Here is a 22,916-nt window from a genome sequence, read left to right as displayed (position 1 = left end):
GGCCGGCGGCCCGGGGGGGGTGTTGGGTACCGCTCGCGGGGGCGCGGGGGGCGCCTGGGGGCGCCCGGGGGGGCCGGGCGGCGCGGGCCGGGCCCACCTCCTCGTCTCCGCCGCCCCCCGTTCCGGATAATGATCGTCCTGTTGTCAGTGGGGACCGGTACGCTCGAAAGCACGATGACAGAGGACCTCTCACCGGCCGAGCGGTATGCGGCGGCCCGCAGGCGGGCCGCCGAGCAGGCCACCGCGCTCGCGTCCTTCCGCGAGATGTACGAATTCGGCCTCGACCCCTTCCAGATCGAGGCCTGCCAGGCACTCGAAGCCGGCAAGGGCGTCCTGGTGGCCGCCCCCACCGGCTCCGGCAAGACGATCGTCGGCGAGTTCGCCGTCCACCTCGCCCTGGAGCAGGGCAAGAAGTGCTTCTACACGACACCCATCAAGGCGCTGTCGAACCAGAAGTACGCCGACCTGTGCCGCCGCTACGGCGCGGACAAGGTCGGCCTGCTCACCGGCGACAACAGCGTCAACTCCGACGCCCCCGTGGTCGTGATGACCACCGAGGTGCTGCGGAACATGCTGTACGCGGGCTCCCAGACCCTCCTCGGCCTCGGCTACGTGGTCATGGACGAGGTGCACTACCTCTCCGACCGCTTCCGCGGCGCCGTCTGGGAAGAGGTGATCATCCACCTGCCGGAGTCCGTGACCCTGGTGTCCCTGTCGGCGACCGTGTCCAACGCCGAGGAGTTCGGCGACTGGCTGGACACCGTCCGCGGCGACACCGAGGTCATCGTCTCCGAACACCGCCCCGTCCCGCTCTTCCAGCACGTGCTCGCCGGGCGCCGGATGTACGACCTCTTCGAGGAGGGCGAGGGCCAGAAGAAGGCCGTCAACCCCGACCTCACCCGGCTGGCCCGGATGGAGGCGAGCCGGCCCTCCTACCAGGACCGCAGGCGCGGCCGTGCGATGCGGGAGGCCGACCGGGAGCGGGAGCGGCGGCAGCGGTCCCGGGTGTGGACACCGGGGCGCCCCGAGGTCATCGAACGCCTCGACTCCGAGGGCCTGCTGCCCGCCATCACCTTCATCTTCAGCCGTGCCGCGTGCGAGGCCGCCGTCCAGCAGTGCCTGTACGCGGGCCTGCGGCTCAACGACGACGAGGCCCGCGAACAGGTGCGCACCCTCGTGGAGGAGCGCACCTCGTCGATCCCGCGCGAGGACCTGCACGTCCTCGGCTACTACGAGTGGCTGGAGGGCCTGGAGCGCGGCATCGCCGCCCACCACGCGGGCATGCTCCCGACCTTCAAGGAAGTCGTCGAGGAGCTCTTCGTCCGCGGCCTGGTCAAGGCCGTGTTCGCCACCGAGACCCTCGCGCTCGGCATCAACATGCCCGCGCGGTCGGTGGTGCTGGAGAAGCTCGTCAAGTGGAACGGCGAGCAGCACGCCGACATCACGCCCGGCGAGTACACCCAGCTGACCGGCCGGGCCGGCCGGCGCGGCATCGACGTCGAGGGCCACGCCGTGGTGCTGTGGCAGCGGGGGTTCAGCCCCGACCACCTCGCCGGGCTCGCGGGCACCCGCACCTATCCGCTGCGCTCCAGCTTCAAGCCGTCGTACAACATGGCGGTCAACCTGGTCGAGCAGTTCGGGCGGCACCGGTCGCGGGAACTGCTGGAGACCTCCTTCGCGCAGTTCCAGGCCGACAAGTCGGTGGTCGGCATCTCCCGGCAGGTGCAGCGCAACGAGGAAGGGCTCGAAGGCTACAAGGAGTCCATGACCTGCCACCTCGGCGACTTCGAGGAGTACGCGCGGCTGCGGCGCGAGCTGAAGGACCGGGAGACCGAACTCGTCCGGCAGGGCGCGGCCGAGCGGCGCGCCGAGGCGGCGGTCGCGCTGGAGAAGCTCAAGCCGGGCGACGTCATCCACGTGCCCACCGGCAAGTACGCCGGTCTCGCGCTGGTCCTCGACCCCGGGCTGCCCGCCGGGCGGTCCAACGGCCACCGGGGCTTCGAGCACCACGACGGTCCGCGCCCGCTGGTGCTGACCGCCGAACGGCAGGTCAAGCGGCTGGCGGCGATGGACTTCCCGGTGCCCGTCGAGGCGTTGGAGCGGATGCGGATCCCCAAGTCCTTCAACCCCCGCTCCCCGCAGTCCCGTCGGGACCTGGCGTCCGCGCTGCGCACCAAGGCCGGACACATCCCGCCGGAGCGGGCCCGCAAGAAGCGGTCGCAGGCCGCGGACGACCGGGAGATCTCACGGCTGCGGACCGCGATCCGCGCGCACCCCTGCCACGGCTGCAACGACCGCGAGGACCACGCCCGTTGGGCCGAGCGGTACCACCGGCTGATGCGCGACACCTCGCAGCTGGAGCGCCGGATCGAGGGCCGGACCAACACCATCGCCCGTACCTTCGACCGGATCGTGGCGCTGCTGACCGAACTGGACTACCTGCGCGGCGACGAGGTCACCGAGCACGGGAAGCGGCTGGCCCGGCTGTACGGCGAACTCGACCTGCTCGCCAGCGAATGCCTGCGCGCCGGCGTCTGGGAGGGGCTGAGCCCCGCCGAACTGGCCGCGTGCGTCTCGGCGCTGGTGTTCGAGGCGCGGGTCGGGGACGACGCGATGGCTCCCAAGGTGCCCTCGGGGAAGGCGAAGGCCGCGCTCGGCGAGATGGTGCGGATCTGGGGCCGTCTGGACGCGCTGGAGGAGGAGTTCCGGATCAACCAGACCGAGGGCGTCGGCCAGCGGGAGCCGGACCTCGGCTTCGCCTGGGCCGTGTACATGTGGGCCTCGGGGACCGGCCTCGACGAGGTGCTGCGGGAGGCGGAGATGCCGGCCGGGGACTTCGTGCGGTGGTGCAAGCAGGTCATCGACGTGCTCGGGCAGATCGCGGCGGCTTCTCCCACGGACGGCTCGACCGTGGGGAAGAACGCGCGGAAGGCCGTCGACCTGGTGCTGCGCGGGGTGGTGGCCTACTCGTCGGTGGGGTGACCTGTCCGGGTGCGGGTGCGGGTGCGGGTGCGGGTGCGCTGTGGCTGGTCGCGCGGTTCCACCCCCGGCCTCCGGCCGGGGGTGCCCCCAGCGCCCCTGGGCGGGACGCCTCAGCCGGCGTTCACGTACTGACGCCAGCCCCCGTGGCGGGTGATGTCCTCGGCGTCGGACAACGCGCTCGGTTCACACAGGAAGCCGGGCACCGCCGTACCGTCCGCCAACTGCACCCTGCCCAGGGTCATGGGGCGGGGCAGGCCGGCCAGCAGACGTCCCAGGCCTTCGGGCGGGAGGTGCCACACTTCCGCTTCGACCTCGGCCCCGCCCTCGCCCACGTACACCAGACCCGGCTTCGGCGGCCGCGTCTCCAGCGCGTACAGGCGGTACGCCGGTGCCGTGGCCGTCGTGCGGTCCAGGACCGCGCCCAGGGACAGGAGCTGCGGGTTCAGCGGCTGTCCTGTCAGGTGGGCGCCGACCACCGCCAGGCTCACCCGGGGCTCCAGGTCGCGGGCCACGGCCGCCAGGCGGTCGTCGGTGAAGGCCGGGCCGATCAGCATCACGCCGAACGGCAGGCCGTTCACCTCGCCCGCCGGTACCGCCACCGCCGCCAGACCGAAGAGGTTCGTGGAGTTGGTGAAGCGGCCCAGGCGGGCGTTCTCGCCCACCGGGTCGGCGGCGACCTCGGCCAGGGTGGGGTGGCCGGGAGCGGTGGGGAGCAGCAGGGCGTCCGCGTCGGCCAGTTCGGCGAGGGCGCGGGCCCGCAGCACGGACAGGCGGTCCTGGTCGGCGAAGAGGCGGTGCGCCGGGATGCCACGGGCCCGGGAGACGATGCCGCTCACCGTGGGATCCAGACCGTCACCGCCGGCGGCGAGCAGCTCGTCGACGAACCGGCCGACCGCCGTGTAGCGCTCGGCCACGAACGCGCCCTCGTAGAGCATCGCCGCGGCCTCGCTGAACGGGGTCAGGTCGATCGGGCGGACCGAGGCGCCGGAAGCGGCGAGACGGCCCACCGCCTCCTGGTACGCCCGCGCCCATCCGTCGTCCAGGTCGCCGAGCAGGCCGAGCGGCGCGACCGCGATCCGCCAGGGACCCGGGGCCCGCGGGGGCACGGGCGGCGGCGCGCAGCCGGGCGGGGCCGTCAGGTGGCGCAGTGCCTGCTCGGCCTCGGGCAGCGTGCGCGCGAACACCGACACGCAGTCGAGGGAGGCGCAGGCCGGGACCACGCCGGTGGTCGGGACCAGCCCGCGGGTCGGTTTGAGGCCGACGACGCCGTTGAGGGCCGCCGGGATCCGGCCCGAACCCGCCGTGTCCGTGCCGAGGGCCAGGTCGACGATCCCGAGGGCCACCGCGACGGCCGAGCCCGAGCTGGAGCCGCCGCTGATCCGGGACGGGTCGACCGCGTTGCGGACCGCGCCGTAGGGGGAGCGGGTGCCGACCAGGCCCGTCGCGAACTGGTCGAGGTTGGTGGTGCCGAGGACGAGTGCGCCGGCCGCGCGCAGCCGGGCCACCGCGGACGCGTCGGCCGCCGGCTCGTACGCGTACGCCGGGCAGCCCGCCGTGGTCGGCAGTCCCCGTACGTCGATGTTGCCCTTGACGGCGAGCAGCCGTCCGGCGAGCGGCAGGTGCTCGCCCGCGGCGACCCGCTCGTCGATCGCCCGGGCCTCCGCCTCGGCCTGCTCGGGCGGCCGCAGGTCGATCCAGATCTCGGGCCGGTCGACCGCTTCGATGCGCGCGTAGGCGGCGCGGGTCCGGGAGACGGTGTAGGACATGGTCGGTCGCTCCTGTCGGTCAGTTCGCGGTCGGCGCCAGGACGAGCAGTGCCGTCCCCGCCTCCACCTGGTCGCCCGGCCGCGCCAGGATCTCCGTCACCACACCGGCGACCGGCGCGTGCACCCTGGACTCCATCTTCATCGCCTCCAGCGCGAGGAGGGGCTGGCCGGCGCTCACCTCGTCGCCGGGCGCCACGTTCAGCTGCCACACGGAGGCCGCGAACTCGGCCTCGATCAGACGGCCGCCGGGCGGGACGGACACCTCGGCCGCCGCGGCGGAGCCGGGCGCCGTCGCGGCCGCGGCCCGCGCGAACTCGCCGGCCGCCTCCCAGGCGTCGCGCTCGGCGGCGAACGCCCGCTGCTGACGTGCCCTGAAGTCCGCGACGGAGTCCGCGTGTTCGGCGAGGAAGTCCTGGTAGGCGGCGAGCGAGAACGTGCCCTCCTCGACGCGCGGCACGAACCGGCCGGAGGTGATGTCGGCCCGCAGCTCCAGGAGTTCGTCCGCGGACACCGGATACCACCTGATCCGGTCGAAGAACCGCAGCAGCCACGGCGAGCCCGGCCGGAACGCCCCGCGCTGCTGCCAGCCCGACCACACCTGGGTGGTACGGCCCACGAACTGGTAGCCGCCGGGGCCCTCCATGCCGTAGACGCACAGGTAGGCGCCGCCGATGCCGACGGAGTTCTCGGCGGTCCAGGTGCGGGCCGGGTTGTACTTGGTGGTGACCAGGCGGTGGCGCGGGTCCAGCGGGGTGGCGACCGGTGCGCCCAGGTACACGTCGCCGAGGCCGAGGACCAGGTACTCCGCGTCGAAGACCGTGCGGTACACGTCGTCGACCGAGTCCAGGCCGTTGATCCGGCGGATGAACTCGATGTTCCACGGGCACCAGGGCGCGTCGTCGCGGACGCCCGCCGTGTAGCGGGCGATCGCCTCGCGGGTCGCCGGGTCGTCCCAGGACAGCGGGAGGTGGATTGTGCGGGAGGGCACCACCAGTTCGTCGGTGGGCGGCAGGGCCGGGACGATCTCCCGTACCGCGGACAGGAGTCCGGCCTGGGTGAGCCGGGCCGGGTCGGTCCGGATCTGGAGCGAGCGGATCCCCGGCGTCAGGTCCGTGACCCCGGGCAGGTCCGCCGCCGCGACCGCCTCCATCAGCGCGTGGACCCGCATCCGCAGCGCCAGGTCCAGCTGCATCGGACCGAACTCGACCAGCAGGTTGTCGTCGCCGCTGCGCCGGTAGGTCACGTCCCCGTCGCGGGCGAGGACACCCCCGTCGGCGATCTCGGGGCGGGGCGCGCCCGTCACGTCGACCGGGACGAAGCGGACCGTGTCGCCGGGCCTGAGCTGGCCCAGTTTCCAGCGTTCGCCGCTGAGGACGGTCGCCGGACAGACGAACCCGCCGAGCGAGGGACCGTCGGGGCCGAGCAGGACGGGCATGTCGCCGGTGTAGTCGACGGCGCCGACGGAGTACGGGGTGTCGTGGATGTTGGAGGGGTGCAGGCCCGCCTCGCCGCCGTCGGCGCGGGCCCAGCGCGGCTTCGGGCCGACCAGCCGGACTCCGGTGCGGGCCGAGTTGAAGTGCACCTTCCACTCGGCGGCGTAGAAGTCGCGGATGTCGTCCTCGGTGAAGAACTCGGGCGCGGCGTGCGGGCCTTCGACGGCCGCCAGGTGCCAGTCGGCGGTGAAGCGGGGGCGGTCGGCGACGGGTGTGCCGTCGGTGACGGTACCGCCGTGCAGGACGTCGCCGGTCCGCAGCGCCCGGCCGCCGTGGCCGCCGAACCGGCCCAGCGTGAAGGTGCTCGCGCTGCCCAGGAAGTCCGGCACGTCCAGGCCGCCGCCCGCGAACAGGACGTAGGTGCGCAGCCCGTGGGCGGTGGGGGCGCCGATCTCCAGGAGACCGCCGGCCGGTACCGTGACCGGCTCCCACTGGGCCACCGGGGATCCGTCCAGCGTCACCGGGGCCGGGGCGCCGGTCACGCAGACGGTCGTCGGGTGGCTGAAGCGCAGTGCCGGGCCCGCGAGGGTGCATTCGAGGCCGGGTGCGCCCTGCGGGTTCCCGAGCGCCCGGTTGCCGAGCCGGAAGGAGCGGTCGTCCATCGGCCCGCACGGGGGCACCCCGACCTGCCAGTGGCCGGTGCGGCCCGGCCAGTCCTGGACGGTGGTGAGCGTCCCGGCGGTGACGACCTCGATCCGCGGGGTGGGGTCGGTGACCGTGGCGAGGGTCGCGGTGGAGTGGGCGGCGGCGCGGAAGGCCGGTTCGGCCAGGGCGGCGCGCACCAGGCCCAGGTTGGTCTCGATGCCGTCGACACGGGTCCGGGCCAGGGCTTCGTCCAGCCTGCGCAGGGCCGTGGCGCGGTCGGGGCCGTGGGCGATCACCTTCGCGAGCATCGGGTCGTACGACGTCGTCACCTCGGTGCCGGTCTCCACCCAGCCGTCGACGCGCACGCCCTCGGGGAACTCCACCCGGGTCAGCAGGCCGGCGCCGGGCCGGTGGCCGCGGGAGGGGTCCTCGGCGTAGACGCGGGCCTCCACGGCGTGGCCGCGCGGTGCGCCGGGCTCCCGTACGACGTCGGTCTCGCCCCGGGCCAGGCGCAGCATCCAGGCGACCAGGTCGACGCCGTGGATCTCCTCGGTGACCGGGTGTTCCACCTGGAGCCGGGTGTTGACCTCCAGGAAGTAGGCCTCCTCGTGTGCCGCGTCGTACACGAACTCGACCGTGCCCGCGGAGCGGTAGCCCACGGCCGCACACAGGTCGCGTGCGGAGGCGGCCAGCCGTGCGCGCACCCGGGGCGGCAGGCCGGGGGCCGGGGCCTCCTCGACGACCTTCTGGTTGCGGCGCTGCAGGGAGCAGTCCCGGTCGCCGAGGGTGACCACCCGGCCGGTGCCGTCGCCGAAGACCTGCACCTCGACATGGCGGGCGTGCTCGACCAGGCGTTCCAGGAAGACCCCGGCCGAGGAGAAGGAGGCGGCGGCCACGCGCTGCACCCGGTCCCAGGCGTCGGTCAGTTCGGCGGCGGACCGGCATGCCGACATGCCGATCCCGCCACCGCCGCCGGTCGCCTTGAGCATCACGGGATAGCCGATGACCGACGCCTCGCGCAGTGCCTCGGGCAGGCCGGAGAGGAGCCCGGTGCCGGGCGCCAGGGGCACGCCGGCCGCCCGCGCCGCCGCCCGCGCCGTGTGCTTGGCGCCGAACAGCTCCAGATGCTCGGGGGCCGGGCCGACGAACACGACCCCGGCCGCCTCGCAGCGCCGGGCGAACTCGGCGTCCTCGGACAGGAAGCCGTATCCGGGGTGGATCGCGCCCGCCCCGGTGTCCTTCGCGGCCCGGAGGACCAGGTCGGCGTCGAGGTAGGACTCACGCGCCGGGGCCGGGCCGAGGCGGACCGCCTCGTCGGCGAGGCGCACGTGGGGTGCCGAGCGGTCGGGGTCGGAGTGCACGGCGACCGTGCGCAGGCCCAGTTCGCGGGCGGTGCGGATGATCCGGACGGCTATCTCGCCGCGGTTGGCGACCAGCAGGGTGTCGAAGCTCATCCGGCGGCCCCGATCGTCATCTCGACCGCGGTCGGTGCGAAGCCGTTGCACGGGTTGTTGATCTGCGGGCAGTTGGAGACCAGGACGAGGACGTCCCGTTCGGCGCGCAGCGTCAGCTTCCGGCCGGGGGCCGAGAGGCCGTCGACGATGCCGAGGGTGCCGTCCGGCTCGACCGGCACGTTCATGAACCAGTTGACGTTGGAGACCAGGTCGCGTTTGCCGAGGCCGTGCTTGGCTCCCTCCGCCAGGAAGTTGTCCACGCAGGCGTGCTGCGACCAGGTGTGGTGTCCGTAGCGCAGGGTGTTGGACTCCTTGGAGCAGGCGCCGCCGACCGTGTCGTGCCGGCCGACCTCGTCGGCGGTCACGGTCATCAGCGGGGTGTGCTCGTTGGAGAGCAGCACGCTGTGCGCGGTGAGGAAGAGGGAGCCCTGGGCGTGCACCGTGTCGGGGGCGCTGTAGCGGACGGCCGTGTCGTGGGCGTCGTAGACGAGGAAGTCGACGGCCTGGTTGCCGTGCAGGTCGGTGATGGTCAGGGTCTCGCCGGCGCGGACGACGGCGGACCAGGCGGCGCGGGCGGGGACGACGGTCGTGGTGGTCATGCGAGCCCCTTCGAGGCGAGGTGCCCGGCGGTGTTGAGGAAGGCGCGGCGGCCCTCCGGGGTGGCCTCCCACAGCGGGTCGCCGGGCGGCGTCGGGGCGGCGCGCCAGGCCAGGACCTCGAGGGCCGTGCTGACGTAGCCGGGGCGCGGGTCGGCCGGGTGCGGGACGTTCGCGATCAGTACCGTCAGGTCCTGCTCGGCGCGGAGCGTGACGCTGCCGCCGGGGCCGGCCGAGCCGGTGAAGTCCAGCGTGCCCTCGTCGCGTACCGCCACGCCCTGGAAGAACGACAGGGAGGGCGGCAGGTCCCGCGGTTCCAGGCCGTTCTTCGCCGCCGCCAGCTTGAACAGCTCGCGGCCGGCCGGGGAGGGCGACTGCGGGGTGCCGTCGCCGTAGCGGGCGGTGTTGCGGACCAGGGTGGAGGTGCCGCACAGCGCGTCGTGCCGCCCTGAGGTGTCCGCGATCACCGAGGCCAGCACCCGGCCCTGGTCGGACAGGAGCAGCACGCCCTCGCCGAGGTAGGCGTTCCACTGGACCTTGACCGTGTCGGCCACGTTCAGCCGCTCCCAGGGGCGGTCGGCGACGTACAGCAGGAGGTGCGCGCAGGCGTCGCCGTGCGGGTCGGTCAGGCGCAGCTCGGTGCCGCGGGCCAGGACCCGGTGGGTGTAGCCGCCGCCCGCCACCGTCTCGGCCCACACCAGGTGGCCCGCCTCGCAGGGCGGGTCGGGCCAGTCGGCGGCCGGTACCACCGGCATGGCATCGGCGCGGGTGCCCTCCTGGGCGCGGGCGTGCGCCCGCGCTCCGTGCGTGGTCGCTGTCGCCATCGCTGACCTCCGGCTCGGTGGCTCGTGGGTGACTCGGGGGTGTTTCTGTCGCCCGACAGAAATTAGGCGCGGGCCGGGTCGGCGGCATTGCCCCGGTGTTCCGGCCCGGTTACCGAGGGCTCACCGGGGGAGCGCGGCCCGGCCGCCGGGCGCGCGGTGATCGCCGGGCGGCGCCGTGTGCGAGGATCGAACGCATGGGGACGAGCAGCGGCCGCCGGGTCGGCCGGCCGCGGGCCGCGCAGCGCCCGGACAGCGGTCTGGACCCGCGGGCCGAACTGCTGACGGCCGCGGCCGAGTTGTTCACCACCCGCGGCTACGCCGCGACCACCACCCGGGCGGTCGCCGAGCGGGCGGGCATGCGGCAGGCGTCGATGTACCACTACGTCTCGGGCAAGGAGGAACTCCTCGCCGAGCTGCTGGAGTCCACCGTCATGCCGTCGCTGGCGCGCGCCCGTGAACTGCTCGCCGACGACGCGACCCCGGCAGAGGAGCGGCTGCGCGCCCTGTGCCGGGCCGACGTGGAGCTGCTGTGCGCCGGGCCGCACAACCTGGGCGCGCTCTACCTGCTGCCCGAGGTGCGCGCCGAGCGGTTCGCGGCCTTCCGCGCCGTACGGTCCGAACTCAAGGCCGCCTACCGGGAGTTGATCGCCGCGACGGCGGCCGGCGGCGGCCTCGCCGCGGGGGAGCTGGCCCTGCGGACCGATCTCGTCTTCGGTCTGATCGAGGGGGTCATCCTGATCCGCCGCTCCGAACCGGAGCGTCCTGTCGGCGAGTTCGCCCGCGCCACGGCCGACGCGGCGCTGCGCATCGCCGGAGTCTGAGCCGGGCGCGTCGGTCCGCGGAACGGCGCGTCGGAACCCGCCGGGGTTTCGGTCCGGAGCGCCGCTTCACCCGCCACGGTGAGTCACGTCCGCACGCGTGTGCGCCGTCACGGAACGTGTGCGCATGCATGCCGTGCGTGCAAAACGACCGAGGCTACTCCAGTCCTCCTGGCGATTTCAGGTGCTCGCCGAATTAGACACGGCGTTGATCCGGTCGGACTAAGCTCGCCCGCGGCGCACCGAGTTGAGGTGAATTCGTGCGCCCGTTCCCAAACATACGGAAGATCCCGACTGCTCCATGAACCTTCCCCCCACGCATTCCCCCGACACCCAGCCGACTCGTCTCAGAAGGCATACATGGTGAGTGTGCAATCGCCTCCCAATGGCCGTGAACTTCCTCTGGCGCGGGTGCTGTTGCTGCCCGCCATACTGATGGCCGCGGCGACCGCCGCAGCCGTCCTCCTGGTGGCGGAGCCCGCCCGGACCGCCGTCGGCGTGTGCGGTGCCGTCGGCACGCTGCTGGTGCTCGCGACGGCGGCGGAAGCGGTGCGCCGCGGCCGCAGGCTCCGGGACGCCGAGGCCGAGCACGCCCGTCACCGCGCGTATCTGGAACAGCGCCTCACCACGTACGACGAGGAGATCGACCGCCTCGGCACGGAGGTGTTCCCGACCGCGCTCCACCGGCTGAAGGCAGGCGAGTCCCCCAAAGAGGTGATCCGCCAGGTCTTCGACCTCGACGCCCGGCTGCGCCACGCCCCCGAGTCGCAGCGCCGGCTCATCCGCACCATGCTCGACATCGTCGACGAGGAGGACCTCCAGCGTGACTCGCTGGAGCGCTCGTTCGTCAGCGTCGCCCGCCGCGTCCAGGCCATCGTCCACCAGCAGGCCCACGAACTGCGGGAGATGGAGGAGGACCACGGCCGCAACCCCGAGGTCTTCGACGACCTGCTGCGCATCGACCACGGCACCGCGCTGATCGGACGCCTCGCCGACTCGGTCTCCGTGCTCGGCGGCGGCCGGCCCGGCCGCCAGTGGCCCAACCCCGTCGCCCTCTACAGCGTGCTGCGCGGCGCCATGTCCCGGATCCTCGAGTACCGGCGCATCGAGCTGCACTCCATCTGCCAGGTCAACATCAAGGGCACCTCGGTCGAACCGCTCATCCACGCCGCGGCCGAACTCCTCGACAACGCCACCCGCTACTCGCCGCCCTCCACCAAGGTGCACGTCACCGCCGTCGAGGTGCAGTCCGGCGTGTGCATCGAGATCGAGGACGCCGGCGTCAGCCTCAACGAGGAGGCCCGCGGCCGCATCGAGGGCATGCTGGAGAAGGCCAAGCAGGGCAAGGACATCCAGGTGCTCGGCGAGAACCCGCGCCTTGGCCTCTCCGTCGTCGGCCGGCTGTGCACGACGTACGACATGGACGTCTCGCTGCGCGCCTCGGCGTACGGCGGTGTCCGGGCCGTCCTCATCGTGCCCAGCGACATGATGACCACCGACCCGGCCCCCGGCATCGCCCACGGCATCGGCGCCACCGGCATCCCCAAGCCCGAACTCGGCGCCCTCGAAGGCCCCAAGCGGCCCCCCAAGAAGCGCCGCCCCACCAGTCCCCGCATCCCCGCCGGGATCTCCATGGAGGACGACGTCCCCGAGGTCACCGAGTGGACCGCCGGCGGTCTGCCGCAGCGACGCAGCCGGATGAAGACCCCGCTCACCCAGCGGTACGCCGAACAGGCCGCCATCGAGCGGGCCGAGCGCGAGGGCAACCCGACCGTCTGGTCGCAGCGCAAGGAGCCCGAGCCGGAACCGGCGCCGGAGCGCCCGGCGCCCGGACTCTGGGTCGAGGCCTTCTGGGAGGGCCTGAAGAAGAACAACCCGGGCGTCCACCCCACGGACTTCACCCGCAACCCCACCAAGTACGTGCACCTGATCAACGATCCGGCCGGCACCGAAGCCGACGACCAGGGGGACCTCAAGTGATCCAGCAGCGCGGCAACTTCGACTGGATGCTCAAGCAGCTCGCCGACGGGGTGCCGGGCGTCGAGATGATCGTCGTCCTCTCCGCCGACGGACTGCGCATCGCCCGGCACGGCGGCGACCCCGACGCCGCCGACCGCCTCGCCGCGGCCTGCGCGGGCGTGCAGAGCCTGGCCACCGCCGTCGCCCAGGAACTCCCCATCAGCAACGGCGACATGAACCTGGTCCTGATCGAGATCGACAGAGGTTACTTCTACCTCATGTCCGCCGGCGCCAACGCGTACCTCGCGGTGCTCGCCGACGTGACCTGCGAACCCGGGCGGATGAGCGAGATGATGCGCGACCTGGTCGTCCGCATCGGCACCCACCTGACCAGTCCGCCCCGTCGGAACGGGCAGACCGTATGACTCCTCCGCAACGCAAACGGCGGCAGGGAAGGGCGGAACACCAGCCGCCACCGGTGCCGCCCGCACCGCCGGCCCCCGGGGGAGGCGGCGAGGACGACGACAACAAGAACCCCGAACGGCTCTACGTCATCAGCGGAGCCGACGGTGCGCGGGCCGAACTCGACCTGGTCACCCTGATCGTGGCGCGCGCCGACCCGCCGCCGTCGGTCACGCCGGAGCAGGCGGTGCTCCTGCGGCTCACCCTCGCCCCGCTCTCCGTCGCCGAGCTCTCGGCCTACCTCAACCTGCCGTTCAGCGCGATGACGGCACTGATCACCGAGCTGATCACGGCCGAACTGGTGCAGGCGCGGGCCCCGATCGTCCGCCAGGCGCTCCCCGACCGTTCACTCCTCGAAGCGGTGATGCATGGACTTCAAAAGCTCTGAGACGATCCCCGGCCCCCGCACCGAGGACCAACTGCCGCACACCGCCCAGGCCGCCGTGAAGATCGTGATCGTCGGCGGCTTCGGAGTCGGCAAGACCACCATGGTCGGTTCCGTCAGCGAGATTCGTCCGCTGACCACGGAGGAGACCATGACCCAGGCCGGCGTCGGGGTCGACGACAACTACGGCTCCGACTCGAAGACCGCCACCACCGTGGCCATGGACTTCGGCCGCATCAGCATCACCGACCAGCTGGTCCTCTACCTCTTCGGCACCCCCGGCCAGGAGCGGTTCTGGTTCCTGTGGAACGGACTGTTCGAGGGCGCCCTCGGCGCGGTCGTGCTCATCGACACCCGGCGCCTGGAAGTCAGCTTCGACGTCATGGGACGCCTGGAGGAACGCGGCGTGCCGTTCGTCGTCGCCGTCAACTCCTTCCCGGACGGCCCCCGTTATCCCATCGAGGAGCTGCGCACCGCGCTGGACCTGCCTCCCGACGTCCCCATCGTGGAGTGCGACGCCCGACGCCGGGCCTCCAGCCGGGACGTGCTGATGACCCTGGTGCGCTTCCTGCACTCGCTCGCCATGTCCGGCGCGCTCACCTGACACCCCCTTCGGAGCGATCACTGTGACGCCTGAATCCCCCTCCCAGGCCGGCACCGGCACCGGTCCGGTCCCGCCGCCCGCCTGCCCGGCGCACGACCGTGGCCCCGGCGGACTGCAACGGCTCTACGGCGCCGACGCCGACCACCTGGGCGAGCTGTACGAGAAACTGCGCACGGAGCACGGCGCCGTGGCCCCCGTGCTGCTCCACGACGACGTACCGATCTGGGCGGTCCTCGGACTCACCGAGAACCTCCAGATGGTCCGCACCCCCGCCGTGTACACCCGCGACAGCCGGATCTGGACCCCGCTGCGCGAGGGCATGGTCAGACCCGACCACCCGCTCATGCCGCACATCGCCTGGCAGCCGATCTGCTCGCACGCCGAGGGCGACGAACACCTGCGGCTGCGGGCGGCGGTCCAGGGCGCCATGACCACCATCGACCACCGCAGCATCCGCCGCCTCATCGGCCGCTACACCCAGCTGCTGGTCAACGAGTTCTGCGAGCAGGGCCACGCGGAACTGGTCTCCCAGTACTCCGAGCACCTGCCGATGGCCGTCATGTGCGAACTGCTCGGCATGGCCGAGGAGTACAACGACCGGATCGTGGAGGCCACCCGGGACGCGCTCAAGGGCACCGAGACCGCGATCGCCAGCAACGCGTACGTCATGGACTGCCTGACCAGGCTCACCGCCCGCCGCCGGGCCCGTCCCGAGGACGACTTCGCCAGCCACCTCGTCACCCACCCGGCCGGCCTCAACGACGACGAGGTCGCCCAGCACCTGCGGGTCGTCCTCTACGCCGCCTACGAGACCACCGCCAACCTCCTCGCCAACGCGCTGCGGATGGTCCTCACCGAGCCGGGCTTCCGTGCCCAGCTCAACGGCGGCCAGATGACGGTGCCGGAGGCGATCGAGCAGTCCCTGTGGGACGAGCCGCCGTTCAGCACGGTCTTCGCCTACTTCGCCAAGCAGGACACCGAACTCGGCGGCCAGCGCATCCGCAAGGGCGACGGCCTGCTGTACGCGCCCGCGCCGGGCAACGTGGACCCGCGGGTCCGCCCCGACCTGAAGGCCAACATGCAGGGCAACCGCTCGCACCTCGCCTTCGGCGGCGGCCCGCACGAATGCCCCGGCCAGGACATCGGCCGTGCCATCGCCGACGTCGGCGTGGACCAGCTGCTGACCCGGCTGTCCGACATCCAGCTCGACTGCGACGAGGACGACCTGCGCTGGCGGGCCTCGATCGCCTCCCGGCACCTGGTGGAGCTGCCGGTGCGCTTCGACCCGAAGCCCAAGCAGGACGTGACGCTCATGCCGAGCCCGGCACTGGTCCCGCCGCAGCGCACCGACTGGCACTCCGTCCCGCTCCGCCCGGCGGCACCCGCGACCGTACCCGCGCAGGCACCCGAGTCCCGGCCCCGCCCTCAGCCCGCGGCACCCCCGCCGGCCGCGGCCCCGGAACCCGCCCGGCCCCAGGGCATCTGGCCGCGGCTGCGCCGCTGGTGGCTCGGCCGCTAGCGGCCGAGCCCGCCCGCCCAGTCCTCGTACGACTCCCAGGCCCGCAGCGTCCGTCCGCTGCGCAGCCGGTGCTCGGCCCCCGTGACCGGGTCGGTGAACTCCAGCCGCCGCGCCAGCAGTTGCAGTGGCCGCCGGAAGTCACCGGCCGGCACGGGGCCGGTCACCACGGGATACAGCGGGTCGCCGAGGATCGGCACGCCCAGCGCGCTCATGTGGACGCGCAGTTGATGGGTCTGGCCGGTCAGCGGGGTGAGCCGGTAGCGGCCCAGGTCTCCGCTGCGGTCGATCAGTTCCACCACGGTCTCCGCGTTGGGCTCGCCCTCGACCTCCCGGGCCGCCGGCACACCGCGCTCCTTGAGGATCCGGCTGCGCACGGTCCGGGGAAGAACGAGCGAGGGGTCGTACGGCGCGATCGCCTCGTACTCCTTGCGCACCCGCCGCTCGGCGAACAGCCGCTGGTAGGCCCCTCGTTCCTCGGGCCGCACGGTGAGCAGGACGAGCCCGGCCGTGAGCCGGTCCAGCCGGTGCGCGGCTCCGAGCGCGGGGATCCCCAGCTCCTGCCGCAACCGGGCGAGGACGGTCTCGGTGACGTGGCTGCCGCGCGGGGTGGTGGCGAGGAAGTGCGGTTTGTCGGCGACGACCAGGTGGGCGTCGCGGTGGACGACGTCGAGGGCGAAGGGGACGGGTACCTCGGCGGGCAGGTCGCGGTGGAACCAGAGCCAGAGACCGGGGGAGTAGGGGGCGCCGGCGGCGACCGGCTCTCCGTCCGTGCCCACGACGAGCCCCGACGCCAGCATCGCCTCGACGGCTCCGGGGGCGGCCCCGGAGAGCCGTGCGACCAGGTACGCGCCGACGGTCTCCCACTCCGCCGTGAACGGCAGCCGCACCCGGACGGGATCCACCCCGTGGCGCTGGGGGAGGGGGGAGGGCGGAATGCTCGTCTTGCGTCTCATCGCAGCCCAGGGTATGCGCGGAGCACCCCTCCCGGACGCGCGGGACGGCGCCGACATGCGGCGCCGCCGCCCGGGCCGCGCCCGGGCCGCCGCAACCGCGGCCGGCCGGCTACGCCACGGCCTCCGGTACGGCGACCGCGCTCGGGGCCTTTGCCCGCGCGAAGCGCCAGAGGCCTCCCGCCACCACCGTGGCGGTCAGGAACAGCACCGTGAACCACCGGAAGTACCAGTGCCCGCCGCTCGGGTCGTACACCGCCTCCCGCGGCCACGCCAGGTTCACGCTCATCGCCAGCCCGTACAGCAGCGCGGCCGCGTTGACCGGCACCCCCCATCGCCCCAGCGAGAACAGCGGCGCCCCGGTCTCGTCCGCCCCCGCGGCCCCGAACTGCCCGCGCAGCCGGCGCACGAGCAGCGGTCCTGTGACCATCGCGTAGGCGAGGTAGAGCATCACGATGCACGTGGTGCCGATCGCGAGGAACGCGTCCGGCGAGGCGAAGTCGAGCAGCAGCAGCGCGGCGGCCAGGACGCCCACCACCACGGCCGGCGCGCCCGGCATGCCCGTCCGGGGATTCACCCGGGCCAGCCGGCCGGCGAACGGCAGCTGTCCGTCGCGCGCCATGGAGAACAGCATGCGCGAGGCCGCCGTCTGGATCGCGAGCGTCGCCACCGCGACGGCCACCACCACGTCGGCCAGCAGCACCCGGCCCACGCCGTCGCCGAGGCTGCTGGTCAGGACGTAGCTGAGGCCGTCCACCGCGAGCCGCCCGTCGGTCAGACCTGGCGCGGCCAGCAGACCGCCGAGGACGACCAGACCGCCCAGCAGCCCCGCCGACCCGAGCGCCGTGAGGATGGTGCGCGGAGCCGTGCGCCGCGGCTGGTGCGTCTCCTCGCTCATCTCACCGGCGCTGTCGAAGCCGATCATCACGTACGCGGCCGTGAACGAGCCGACCAGCAGCGCGCCCAGCAGGCCTCCCTCGGCGGACGTCCCGGTGTGGAAGGTGATGCCGGGGGAGCGCTTGGAGTGGGTCAGCAGCAGTACGACGATCAGGACGGCGCCGATGATCTCGGCCGTCACCCCGACCCGGTTGATCAGGGACATCACCCGGTTGTCCAGGAGGTTCACCAGGGTGGTCAGGCCCAGCAGGACGACGCCGAGGACGGCGGCGTTGGCGGCGCCGTCCGCGGACGTCGGCGCCGGGTCGGTGCCCACGAGCTGGAAGCCGGACCAGAGCGCGGGCAGCACCGTCTGCAGGGCCAGCGCGGCCGCCGCGACCACCACCACCTGTCCGATCACCATGATCCAGCCGGCGAACCAGCCGAAGGACGGGTTCGACAGCCGTGAGGACCACTGGTAGATCGCGCCGGAGATCGGGTAGCGCGCGGCGAGTTCGGCGAAGCAGGCGGCCACCAGCAGCTGGCCCGCCAGCACGGCCGGCCAGGCCCAGAAGAAGACGGGGCCGCCGAACGCGTAGCCGAAGGCGAAGAACTGGAAGACGGTCGTCAGGACGGAGATGAAGGAGAACCCGGCGGCGAACGAGGCGTACCTGCCGAGGCTGCGGTGCAGTTCCTGGCGGTAGCCGAACTCCTCCAGGGAGCGGTCGTCGGGCTCCGTGAGGGAGCGGTCGTCGGTGGTCGTCACGGCGGCACCTGCCTGTCAGGGCGGATTTCCTGTCGGGCGACAGAAATTAGGGACGCGCTGTTTCGGAGGCGTCACACCGGCGTGTCCGGGGCGGGCCCAAGTCCTCACGCCCTTGCGTGACCGCTCCAGACGCGATACATCGTGTGTATTGACCTCGGTGCGGGATACGCGATATGTTCGGCAACGGATATTCGGAAGCGAGGTGATCGGTGTGGCGGTGAAGCGGCGCAAGCTCGGCAATCCGCTGGCGCTCGTCGTGCTGACGACCCTCCTGCAGGGGCCGATGCACCCCTACGAGATCGCGCAGACCATGCGCCGCCAGGGCAAGGACACCAGCACCCGGATCAACTACGGCTCGCTCTACACGGTCATGCGGAACCTGGAGAAGCACGGCTTCGTCGAGGTGGCCGACGTGGAGCGGCAGGGCAACCGCCCGGAGCGCACGGTCTACGGCATCACCGACGCCGGACGCGAGGAGACGGTCCACTGGCTGTCCGACCTCGTCGCGGTCCCGGTCAAGGAGTACCCGATCTTCGAGACGGCGCTCTCGCTGCTGGGCGCCCTGCCGCCCGACGAGGTCCAGCGCCTGCTGGAGGAACGGCTCGGCACCCTGGAGGTCGAGGTCACCGGCGGCCGTGCCGTGCTGGAGAAGCTGCGCGAGACACTGCCCCGGCTCTTCGTCGTCGAGGTCGAATACCACCTGCACATGATGGAAGCGCAGACCGCCTGGGTCCGCGGCTTCGTGCGGGAGATGCGGGACGGTTCGCTGCCTGGCGTCGAGGCCTGGCGCCGGTACCACGAGACCGGCGAGTTCCCGCCGGAGTTCACGGAGGCGGACCGGTAACAGAAACAGACCCCGGCGGAGCTGTTGCAGCAGCCCCGCCAGGGTCTCGAACCCCGAGCTGAACCCGCCGTGAGGCAGATCCGGGCGATCGAGGTGCGGCACACCCAGGATAGCCCGGCGCTCCTACGGCGGATCAGCTGTCATCCGCTCATTCAGGAGAGCCCTGTCATGAACACCCGTGCGCCCGCAGTGCAGGCGCGCCAGCTGATGAAGACCTATCCCGGTGACGTCACCGCGCTGAACGGCATGGACGTCACCGTCGAACCCGGCACCGTCTTCGGGCTCCTCGGACCCAACGGCGCCGGCAAGTCCACCACCGTCAAGATCCTCACCACGCTGGCCCGGCCCGACTCGGGCACCGCCACCGTGGCCGGCCACGACGTGCTGCGCCACCCGGACCGGGTGCGCCGGGCGATCGGGGTGGTCGCCCAGAACTCCGGCGCCGACCCGGTGGCCACCGGCCGCGAGAACCTCCTGCTCCAGGGCAGGCTCTACGGTCTGCGTGGCACCGCCCTGAACAGGCGGGTCGACGAACTGCTGGCCCGCTTCACCCTCGCCGACGCCGCCGGCCGCCCGGTCAAGGGCTACTCCGGCGGCATGCGCCGCCGCCTCGACGTGGCCCTCGGCCTGGTGCACCGCCCCGAGGTGCTCTTCCTCGACGAACCCACCACCGGCCTGGACCCCGAGGCCCGCACCGCGATGTGGGACGAGATCGGGCGGCTGGCCGGCGAGGAGGGCCTGACCATCCTGCTCACCACGCACTACCTGGAGGAGGCCGACCGGCTCGCCGAGCGGATCGCGATCGTCGACCGCGGCCGGACCGTGGTCGAGGGCACCCCCGACTCCCTCAAGGGCGAACTGCGCGGCGACGCCGTCCACGTGGAACTGCGCGAGGCGCCGGGCGAGGCCGGCCGCACCCTGCTCACCGGCGCCCTGACCGGGCTGGCCGGCGTGCACCAGGCGCTCTTCGACGGCCGCCGGATCAGCGCCCGCGCCGACGACGGGGCCGCCGCGATGCCGGCGCTGCTCGCCGCGCTGGAGCGGGCCGGGGTGACCGTGCTGGCCGCGACCGTCGCCCGTCCCTCGCTCGACGACGTCTACCTGCGCTACGCGGGCCGCCGTTACGCGGAGGCCGACGCCACCGAGGAACTGGCCCCCGCCGGAGGTGCCCGATGAGCAACGCCCTCACCCAGACCTGGTACATGACCCAGCGCCAGCTGGTGGTGTTCGCCCGCCAGCCCGCGTTCGCCGTCATCACCCTGATCCAGCCGGTGATCTGGCTGTTCCTGTTCGGCAACCTCTTCAAGAAGGTCGTCGAGCTGGGCGGCTTCGGCACCACCAGCTACCTCGACTACCTGGTGCCCGGCGTGGTCGCGATGAGCGCCCTCAGCTCCAACATGTGGGCGGGCATGGGCACCTTGGAGGAGATCCAGCGCGGCACCCTGAACCGCTTCCTGACCACGCCGGTCAGCCGGGCCGCGCTCATGAACGGCAACGTGGTGAACAACGGTCTGGTCACCGCCGGCCAGTCGCTGATCATCGTGCTGCTCGGCCTCCTGGGCGGCGCCGACTACCCGGGCGGGACCGGGGGAGTCGCCGTTCTGGTGGTGGCCTCCGTGCTGCTCGGCACCGTCTTCGGCGCGCTGTCCAACGCGCTGGGCATGCTGGTGCGCGAGCGGGAGTCGATCATCGGGATCAACACCTTCCTGCTGCTGCCGCTGACGTTCCTGTCCAGCGCCTTCATGGCGCCGTCCCAGATGCCCGGCTGGATGCGGCACACCGCCGACTTCAACCCGCTCAACTGGGCGATGGTGGCCGGGCGTTCGGCGATGTCGGCGGACCCGGACTGGGGTGCGGTGCTGAGCCGCGGCGGAGCCCTGCTCGCCCTGGCGGTCGTGGCCGTCTGGCTGTCGATCAGAACGTTCCGGTCCTACCAGCGGTCGGTGTGACCCGCGCCTGAGCGGCGGCACCCGCGGGCGCCGCCGCACACGCACCGAGGCCGCACGACCCGGTGGTCCGTGCGGCCTCGCGAGGTCTGGTCCTCAGGCGGCGGCGGCCCCGCCGCCCTCCTGCTCCGCCTCGATGCGGGCGTTCCAGTCGCGCTTGGAGGCCTGCCAGCCGTCCTCGTTGTGACCGAGGCGCCAGTAGCCGGAGACGGACAGGTCCTCGCGCGGGATCCCGTGCTCGACGCGGAGCAGGGACCGCAGGTCCTTCACGAAGCTCGCCTCGCCGTGGACGAAGGCGTGCAGCCGGCCCGCCGGGAACTCCAGCCCCCGTACGGCCTCCACCAGGGCCTCCCCGACCGGCCGGGCACCCCGGTGCAGCCAGACGACCTCCACGTCGGAGTCGATCTTCTGCTCCTCCTCGGGGCCGGAGACCTCGATGAAGGCGAAGGCCCTCGCCCCGGCGGGCAGCGACTCCAGGGCACGGGCGATCGCGGGCAGCGCGCTCTCGTCGCCGGCGAGCAGGTGCCAGTCCGCGTCGGGAGACGGGGCGTAGGCGCCGCCGGGGCCCATGAACCGCACGGTCTCACCGGGCTGGACACGGCAGGCCCAGGGGCCGGCCAGGCCCTCGTCCCCGTGCACGACGAAGTCCAGGCACAGCTCACGGTGTTCGGCGTCCCAGAAGCGCACCGTGTAGGTCCTCGTCACCGGCCAGTGCTCGCGCGGGAATTCGGCGCGGATCCGCTCCAGGTCGAAAGGTTCCGGGTAGGTGACGCCCGCGGGCCCGAAGAGGAGTTTCACGTAATGATCGGTGCAGGTGTCCGCCGCGAACCCGGCCAGGCCGTCACCGCCGAGAACGACGCGCTGCATGTGCGGGCTCAGCCGTTCGGTGCGCATCACCTGGGCGGAATGGGGTGTGCGCGGCTTACGTCCCGGGCGCTCTGCCATGACCGGCCTCCCTGCTCCATTGGTTAGGTTTACCTAAGTTAGCATCTCCTCGGTGGTCGACGCCCCTTCGGTGAACACGTGACGCACGGGTTTTGCCAGAACAATTCTCCGTCACTCACCCGCCGAGTGTCAGCAGCAGCCGTTGCAACGAGCCGCCCAGACCCCAGCGCGCCGACAGCGCGTCCAGCCGGGCGGGATCGCGCGGGGCCCTCGGCAGGGCGGTGTCGACGTCCGGCAACGGCACGTCACCGGCGACCCGGACCACCGCCGGGGCGACGGCCACGTACGGCCTCGCCTCGTCCAGCCGCTTGCGCTGCGAGGGAGTGAGCTTCGCCCCGGGGTCGTCGACGGCGGCCATGATCCCGGCCAGGTCGCCGAACTCGGCGAGCAGCTTGGCAGCCGTCTTCTCCCCGATGCCCGGCACCCCCGGCAGGCCGTCGCTCGGGTCGCCGCGCAGCAGCGCCAGATCCGCGTACCCGCCTCCGTCCACCGCGTACTTCTCCCGCAGCCACGCCTCGTCCGTCATCTGCAGCGTGCCGACACCCTTGAGCGGATACAGCACCCGCACCCCCCGCGCGTCGTCCACCAGCTGGTAGAGGTCGCGGTCGCCGGTGACGATGTCGACCGGGCCGTCGGCGCGCGCGGTGAACGTGCCGATCACGTCGTCCGCCTCGTAGCCGGCCACGCCGACCCGGGCGATGCCGAGCGCGTCCAGCACCTCCTCGATGACCGGCACCTGGGGGGAGAGGGTGTCCGGCACCTCCTCCTCGTCCGGGCCCGTCGCCCGCTCCTCGGCGACCCGGTGGGCCTTGTAGGAGGGGATGAGGTCGACCCGCCACTGCGGCCGCCAGTCGGCGTCCATGCAGGCCACCAGCCGGTCCGGACGGTGGTCCTTGACCAGCCGGTCGATGAAGTCCAGCAGTCCGCGCACGGCGTTCACCGGCGTGCCGTCCGGCGCCCTCACCGAGTCCGGGACGCCGAAGTAGGCGCGGAAGTACAGGGAGGCGGTGTCGAGAAGCATCAGTCGTGCGGTCACGCCTCGCATCATGCCGTACCGCACCGACAGCGGCGGGGCTCGTTGGGGCGGACGTGCCGGGGCCGAGTTGTGGAGACCTCGTGACCTGGGCCACTTGTCCGTTTGA

General features: G+C 72.8%; 18 protein-coding genes. 10 read left to right on the top strand and 8 right to left on the bottom strand.

What is annotated here, in order from left to right; genetic code table 11:
* Positions 1-129: 129 nt before the first annotated feature.
* Entirely contained in the window at positions 130-2,982 is a 2,853-nt protein-coding gene (locus ACIRQ9_RS37135; RefSeq protein WP_404184122.1) for a DEAD/DEAH box helicase, read from the top strand.
* Positions 2,983-3,092: 110 nt separating this feature from the next.
* On the opposite strand, the gene atzF is transcribed toward ACIRQ9_RS37135, so the two are convergent.
* The 4 genes from atzF to ACIRQ9_RS37115 are packed head-to-tail and all read right to left on the bottom strand — an operon-like array spanning position 3,093 to position 9,700.
* Complete coding sequence (gene atzF, locus ACIRQ9_RS37130; protein WP_404184119.1) at positions 3,093-4,748, bottom strand: allophanate hydrolase; 1,656 nt, start codon at positions 4,746-4,748, stop codon at positions 3,093-3,095.
* A gap of 19 nt (positions 4,749-4,767) precedes the next feature.
* Positions 4,768-8,280, bottom strand: coding sequence for a 5-oxoprolinase/urea amidolyase family protein (locus ACIRQ9_RS37125; protein ID WP_404184116.1), 3,513 nt, complete (start codon positions 8,278-8,280; stop codon positions 4,768-4,770).
* Positions 8,277-8,879: an urea amidolyase associated protein UAAP2 gene (locus tag ACIRQ9_RS37120; protein ID WP_404184113.1), complete on the bottom strand. Its 603-nt coding sequence runs from the start codon at positions 8,877-8,879 to the stop codon at positions 8,277-8,279. The genes ACIRQ9_RS37125 and ACIRQ9_RS37120 overlap by 4 nt, the downstream gene beginning before the upstream one ends.
* Positions 8,876-9,700 carry an urea amidolyase associated protein UAAP1 gene (locus tag ACIRQ9_RS37115; protein ID WP_404184110.1) on the bottom strand — a complete coding sequence of 275 codons (825 nt, stop codon included), beginning with the start codon at positions 9,698-9,700 and terminating at the stop codon, positions 8,876-8,878. Before ACIRQ9_RS37115 ends, ACIRQ9_RS37120 begins: the two co-directional genes overlap by 4 nt.
* 194 nt (positions 9,701-9,894) lie before the next feature.
* On the opposite strand from ACIRQ9_RS37115, the gene ACIRQ9_RS37110 reads away from it, so the two are divergent.
* From ACIRQ9_RS37110 to ACIRQ9_RS37085, 6 genes are all read left to right on the top strand, one after another.
* The gene (locus ACIRQ9_RS37110) at positions 9,895-10,521 is read left to right on the top strand and encodes a TetR/AcrR family transcriptional regulator (RefSeq protein ID WP_404184107.1); all 627 of its coding nucleotides are present in this window, start codon (positions 9,895-9,897) and stop codon (positions 10,519-10,521) included.
* Between the two features lie 357 nt (positions 10,522-10,878).
* A complete protein-coding gene (locus tag ACIRQ9_RS37105; RefSeq protein WP_404184104.1) occupies positions 10,879-12,498 on the top strand; it encodes a sensor histidine kinase in 1,620 nt (539 codons plus the stop codon).
* On the top strand, positions 12,495-12,902 hold the full coding sequence (locus ACIRQ9_RS37100) for a roadblock/LC7 domain-containing protein (RefSeq protein WP_351320402.1): 408 nt from the start codon (positions 12,495-12,497) through the stop codon (positions 12,900-12,902). The genes ACIRQ9_RS37105 and ACIRQ9_RS37100 overlap by 4 nt, the downstream gene beginning before the upstream one ends.
* Positions 12,899-13,327, top strand: coding sequence for a DUF742 domain-containing protein (locus ACIRQ9_RS37095; RefSeq protein WP_404184101.1), 429 nt, complete (start codon positions 12,899-12,901; stop codon positions 13,325-13,327). The genes ACIRQ9_RS37100 and ACIRQ9_RS37095 overlap by 4 nt, the downstream gene beginning before the upstream one ends.
* Positions 13,308-13,928 carry a GTP-binding protein gene (locus ACIRQ9_RS37090; protein WP_404184098.1) on the top strand — a complete coding sequence of 207 codons (621 nt, stop codon included), beginning with the start codon at positions 13,308-13,310 and terminating at the stop codon, positions 13,926-13,928. The genes ACIRQ9_RS37095 and ACIRQ9_RS37090 overlap by 20 nt, the downstream gene beginning before the upstream one ends.
* 22 nt (positions 13,929-13,950) lie before the next feature.
* Complete coding sequence (locus ACIRQ9_RS37085; protein ID WP_404184094.1) at positions 13,951-15,447, top strand: cytochrome P450; 1,497 nt, start codon at positions 13,951-13,953, stop codon at positions 15,445-15,447.
* Here ACIRQ9_RS37085 and ACIRQ9_RS37080 read toward each other — a convergent pair.
* The gene (locus ACIRQ9_RS37080) at positions 15,444-16,400 is read right to left on the bottom strand and encodes an RluA family pseudouridine synthase (protein WP_404184091.1); all 957 of its coding nucleotides are present in this window, start codon (positions 16,398-16,400) and stop codon (positions 15,444-15,446) included. The two genes, ACIRQ9_RS37085 and ACIRQ9_RS37080, sit on opposite strands and share 4 nt — an antisense overlap.
* Positions 16,401-16,509: 109 nt before the next feature.
* A complete protein-coding gene (locus tag ACIRQ9_RS37075; RefSeq protein WP_404184088.1) occupies positions 16,510-18,039 on the bottom strand; it encodes an amino acid permease in 1,530 nt (509 codons plus the stop codon).
* Between the two features lie 211 nt (positions 18,040-18,250).
* On the opposite strand from ACIRQ9_RS37075, the gene ACIRQ9_RS37070 reads away from it, so the two are divergent.
* From ACIRQ9_RS37070 to ACIRQ9_RS37060, 3 genes are all read left to right on the top strand, one after another.
* Positions 18,251-18,883 (top strand): PadR family transcriptional regulator, encoded by a 633-nt coding sequence (locus tag ACIRQ9_RS37070; RefSeq protein ID WP_404184085.1) that lies wholly within the window; start codon positions 18,251-18,253, stop codon positions 18,881-18,883.
* A 168-nt stretch (positions 18,884-19,051) separates the two neighbouring features.
* Positions 19,052-20,059 carry an ATP-binding cassette domain-containing protein gene (locus tag ACIRQ9_RS37065; protein ID WP_404184082.1) on the top strand — a complete coding sequence of 336 codons (1,008 nt, stop codon included), beginning with the start codon at positions 19,052-19,054 and terminating at the stop codon, positions 20,057-20,059.
* Positions 20,056-20,832: an ABC transporter permease gene (locus tag ACIRQ9_RS37060; protein ID WP_404184079.1), complete on the top strand. Its 777-nt coding sequence runs from the start codon at positions 20,056-20,058 to the stop codon at positions 20,830-20,832. Before ACIRQ9_RS37065 ends, ACIRQ9_RS37060 begins: the two co-directional genes overlap by 4 nt.
* Positions 20,833-20,925: 93 nt before the next feature.
* Here the strand turns inward: ACIRQ9_RS37060 and ACIRQ9_RS37055 are convergent, their stop codons facing one another.
* Both ACIRQ9_RS37055 and ACIRQ9_RS37050 read right to left on the bottom strand, forming a co-directional pair.
* Entirely contained in the window at positions 20,926-21,774 is an 849-nt protein-coding gene (locus ACIRQ9_RS37055) for a siderophore-interacting protein (RefSeq protein ID WP_404184076.1), read from the bottom strand.
* Between the two features lie 115 nt (positions 21,775-21,889).
* Complete coding sequence (locus ACIRQ9_RS37050; RefSeq protein WP_404184128.1) at positions 21,890-22,819, bottom strand: 5'-3' exonuclease H3TH domain-containing protein; 930 nt, start codon at positions 22,817-22,819, stop codon at positions 21,890-21,892.
* Positions 22,820-22,916 lie beyond the last annotated feature (97 nt).

The organism is Streptomyces sp. NPDC101237 (assembly GCF_044767465.1).
GTDB classification, from domain to species: Bacteria; Actinomycetota; Actinomycetes; order Streptomycetales; family Streptomycetaceae; genus Streptomyces; species Streptomyces gramineus.
This window is presented reverse-complemented; position numbering and strand designations above follow the sequence as displayed.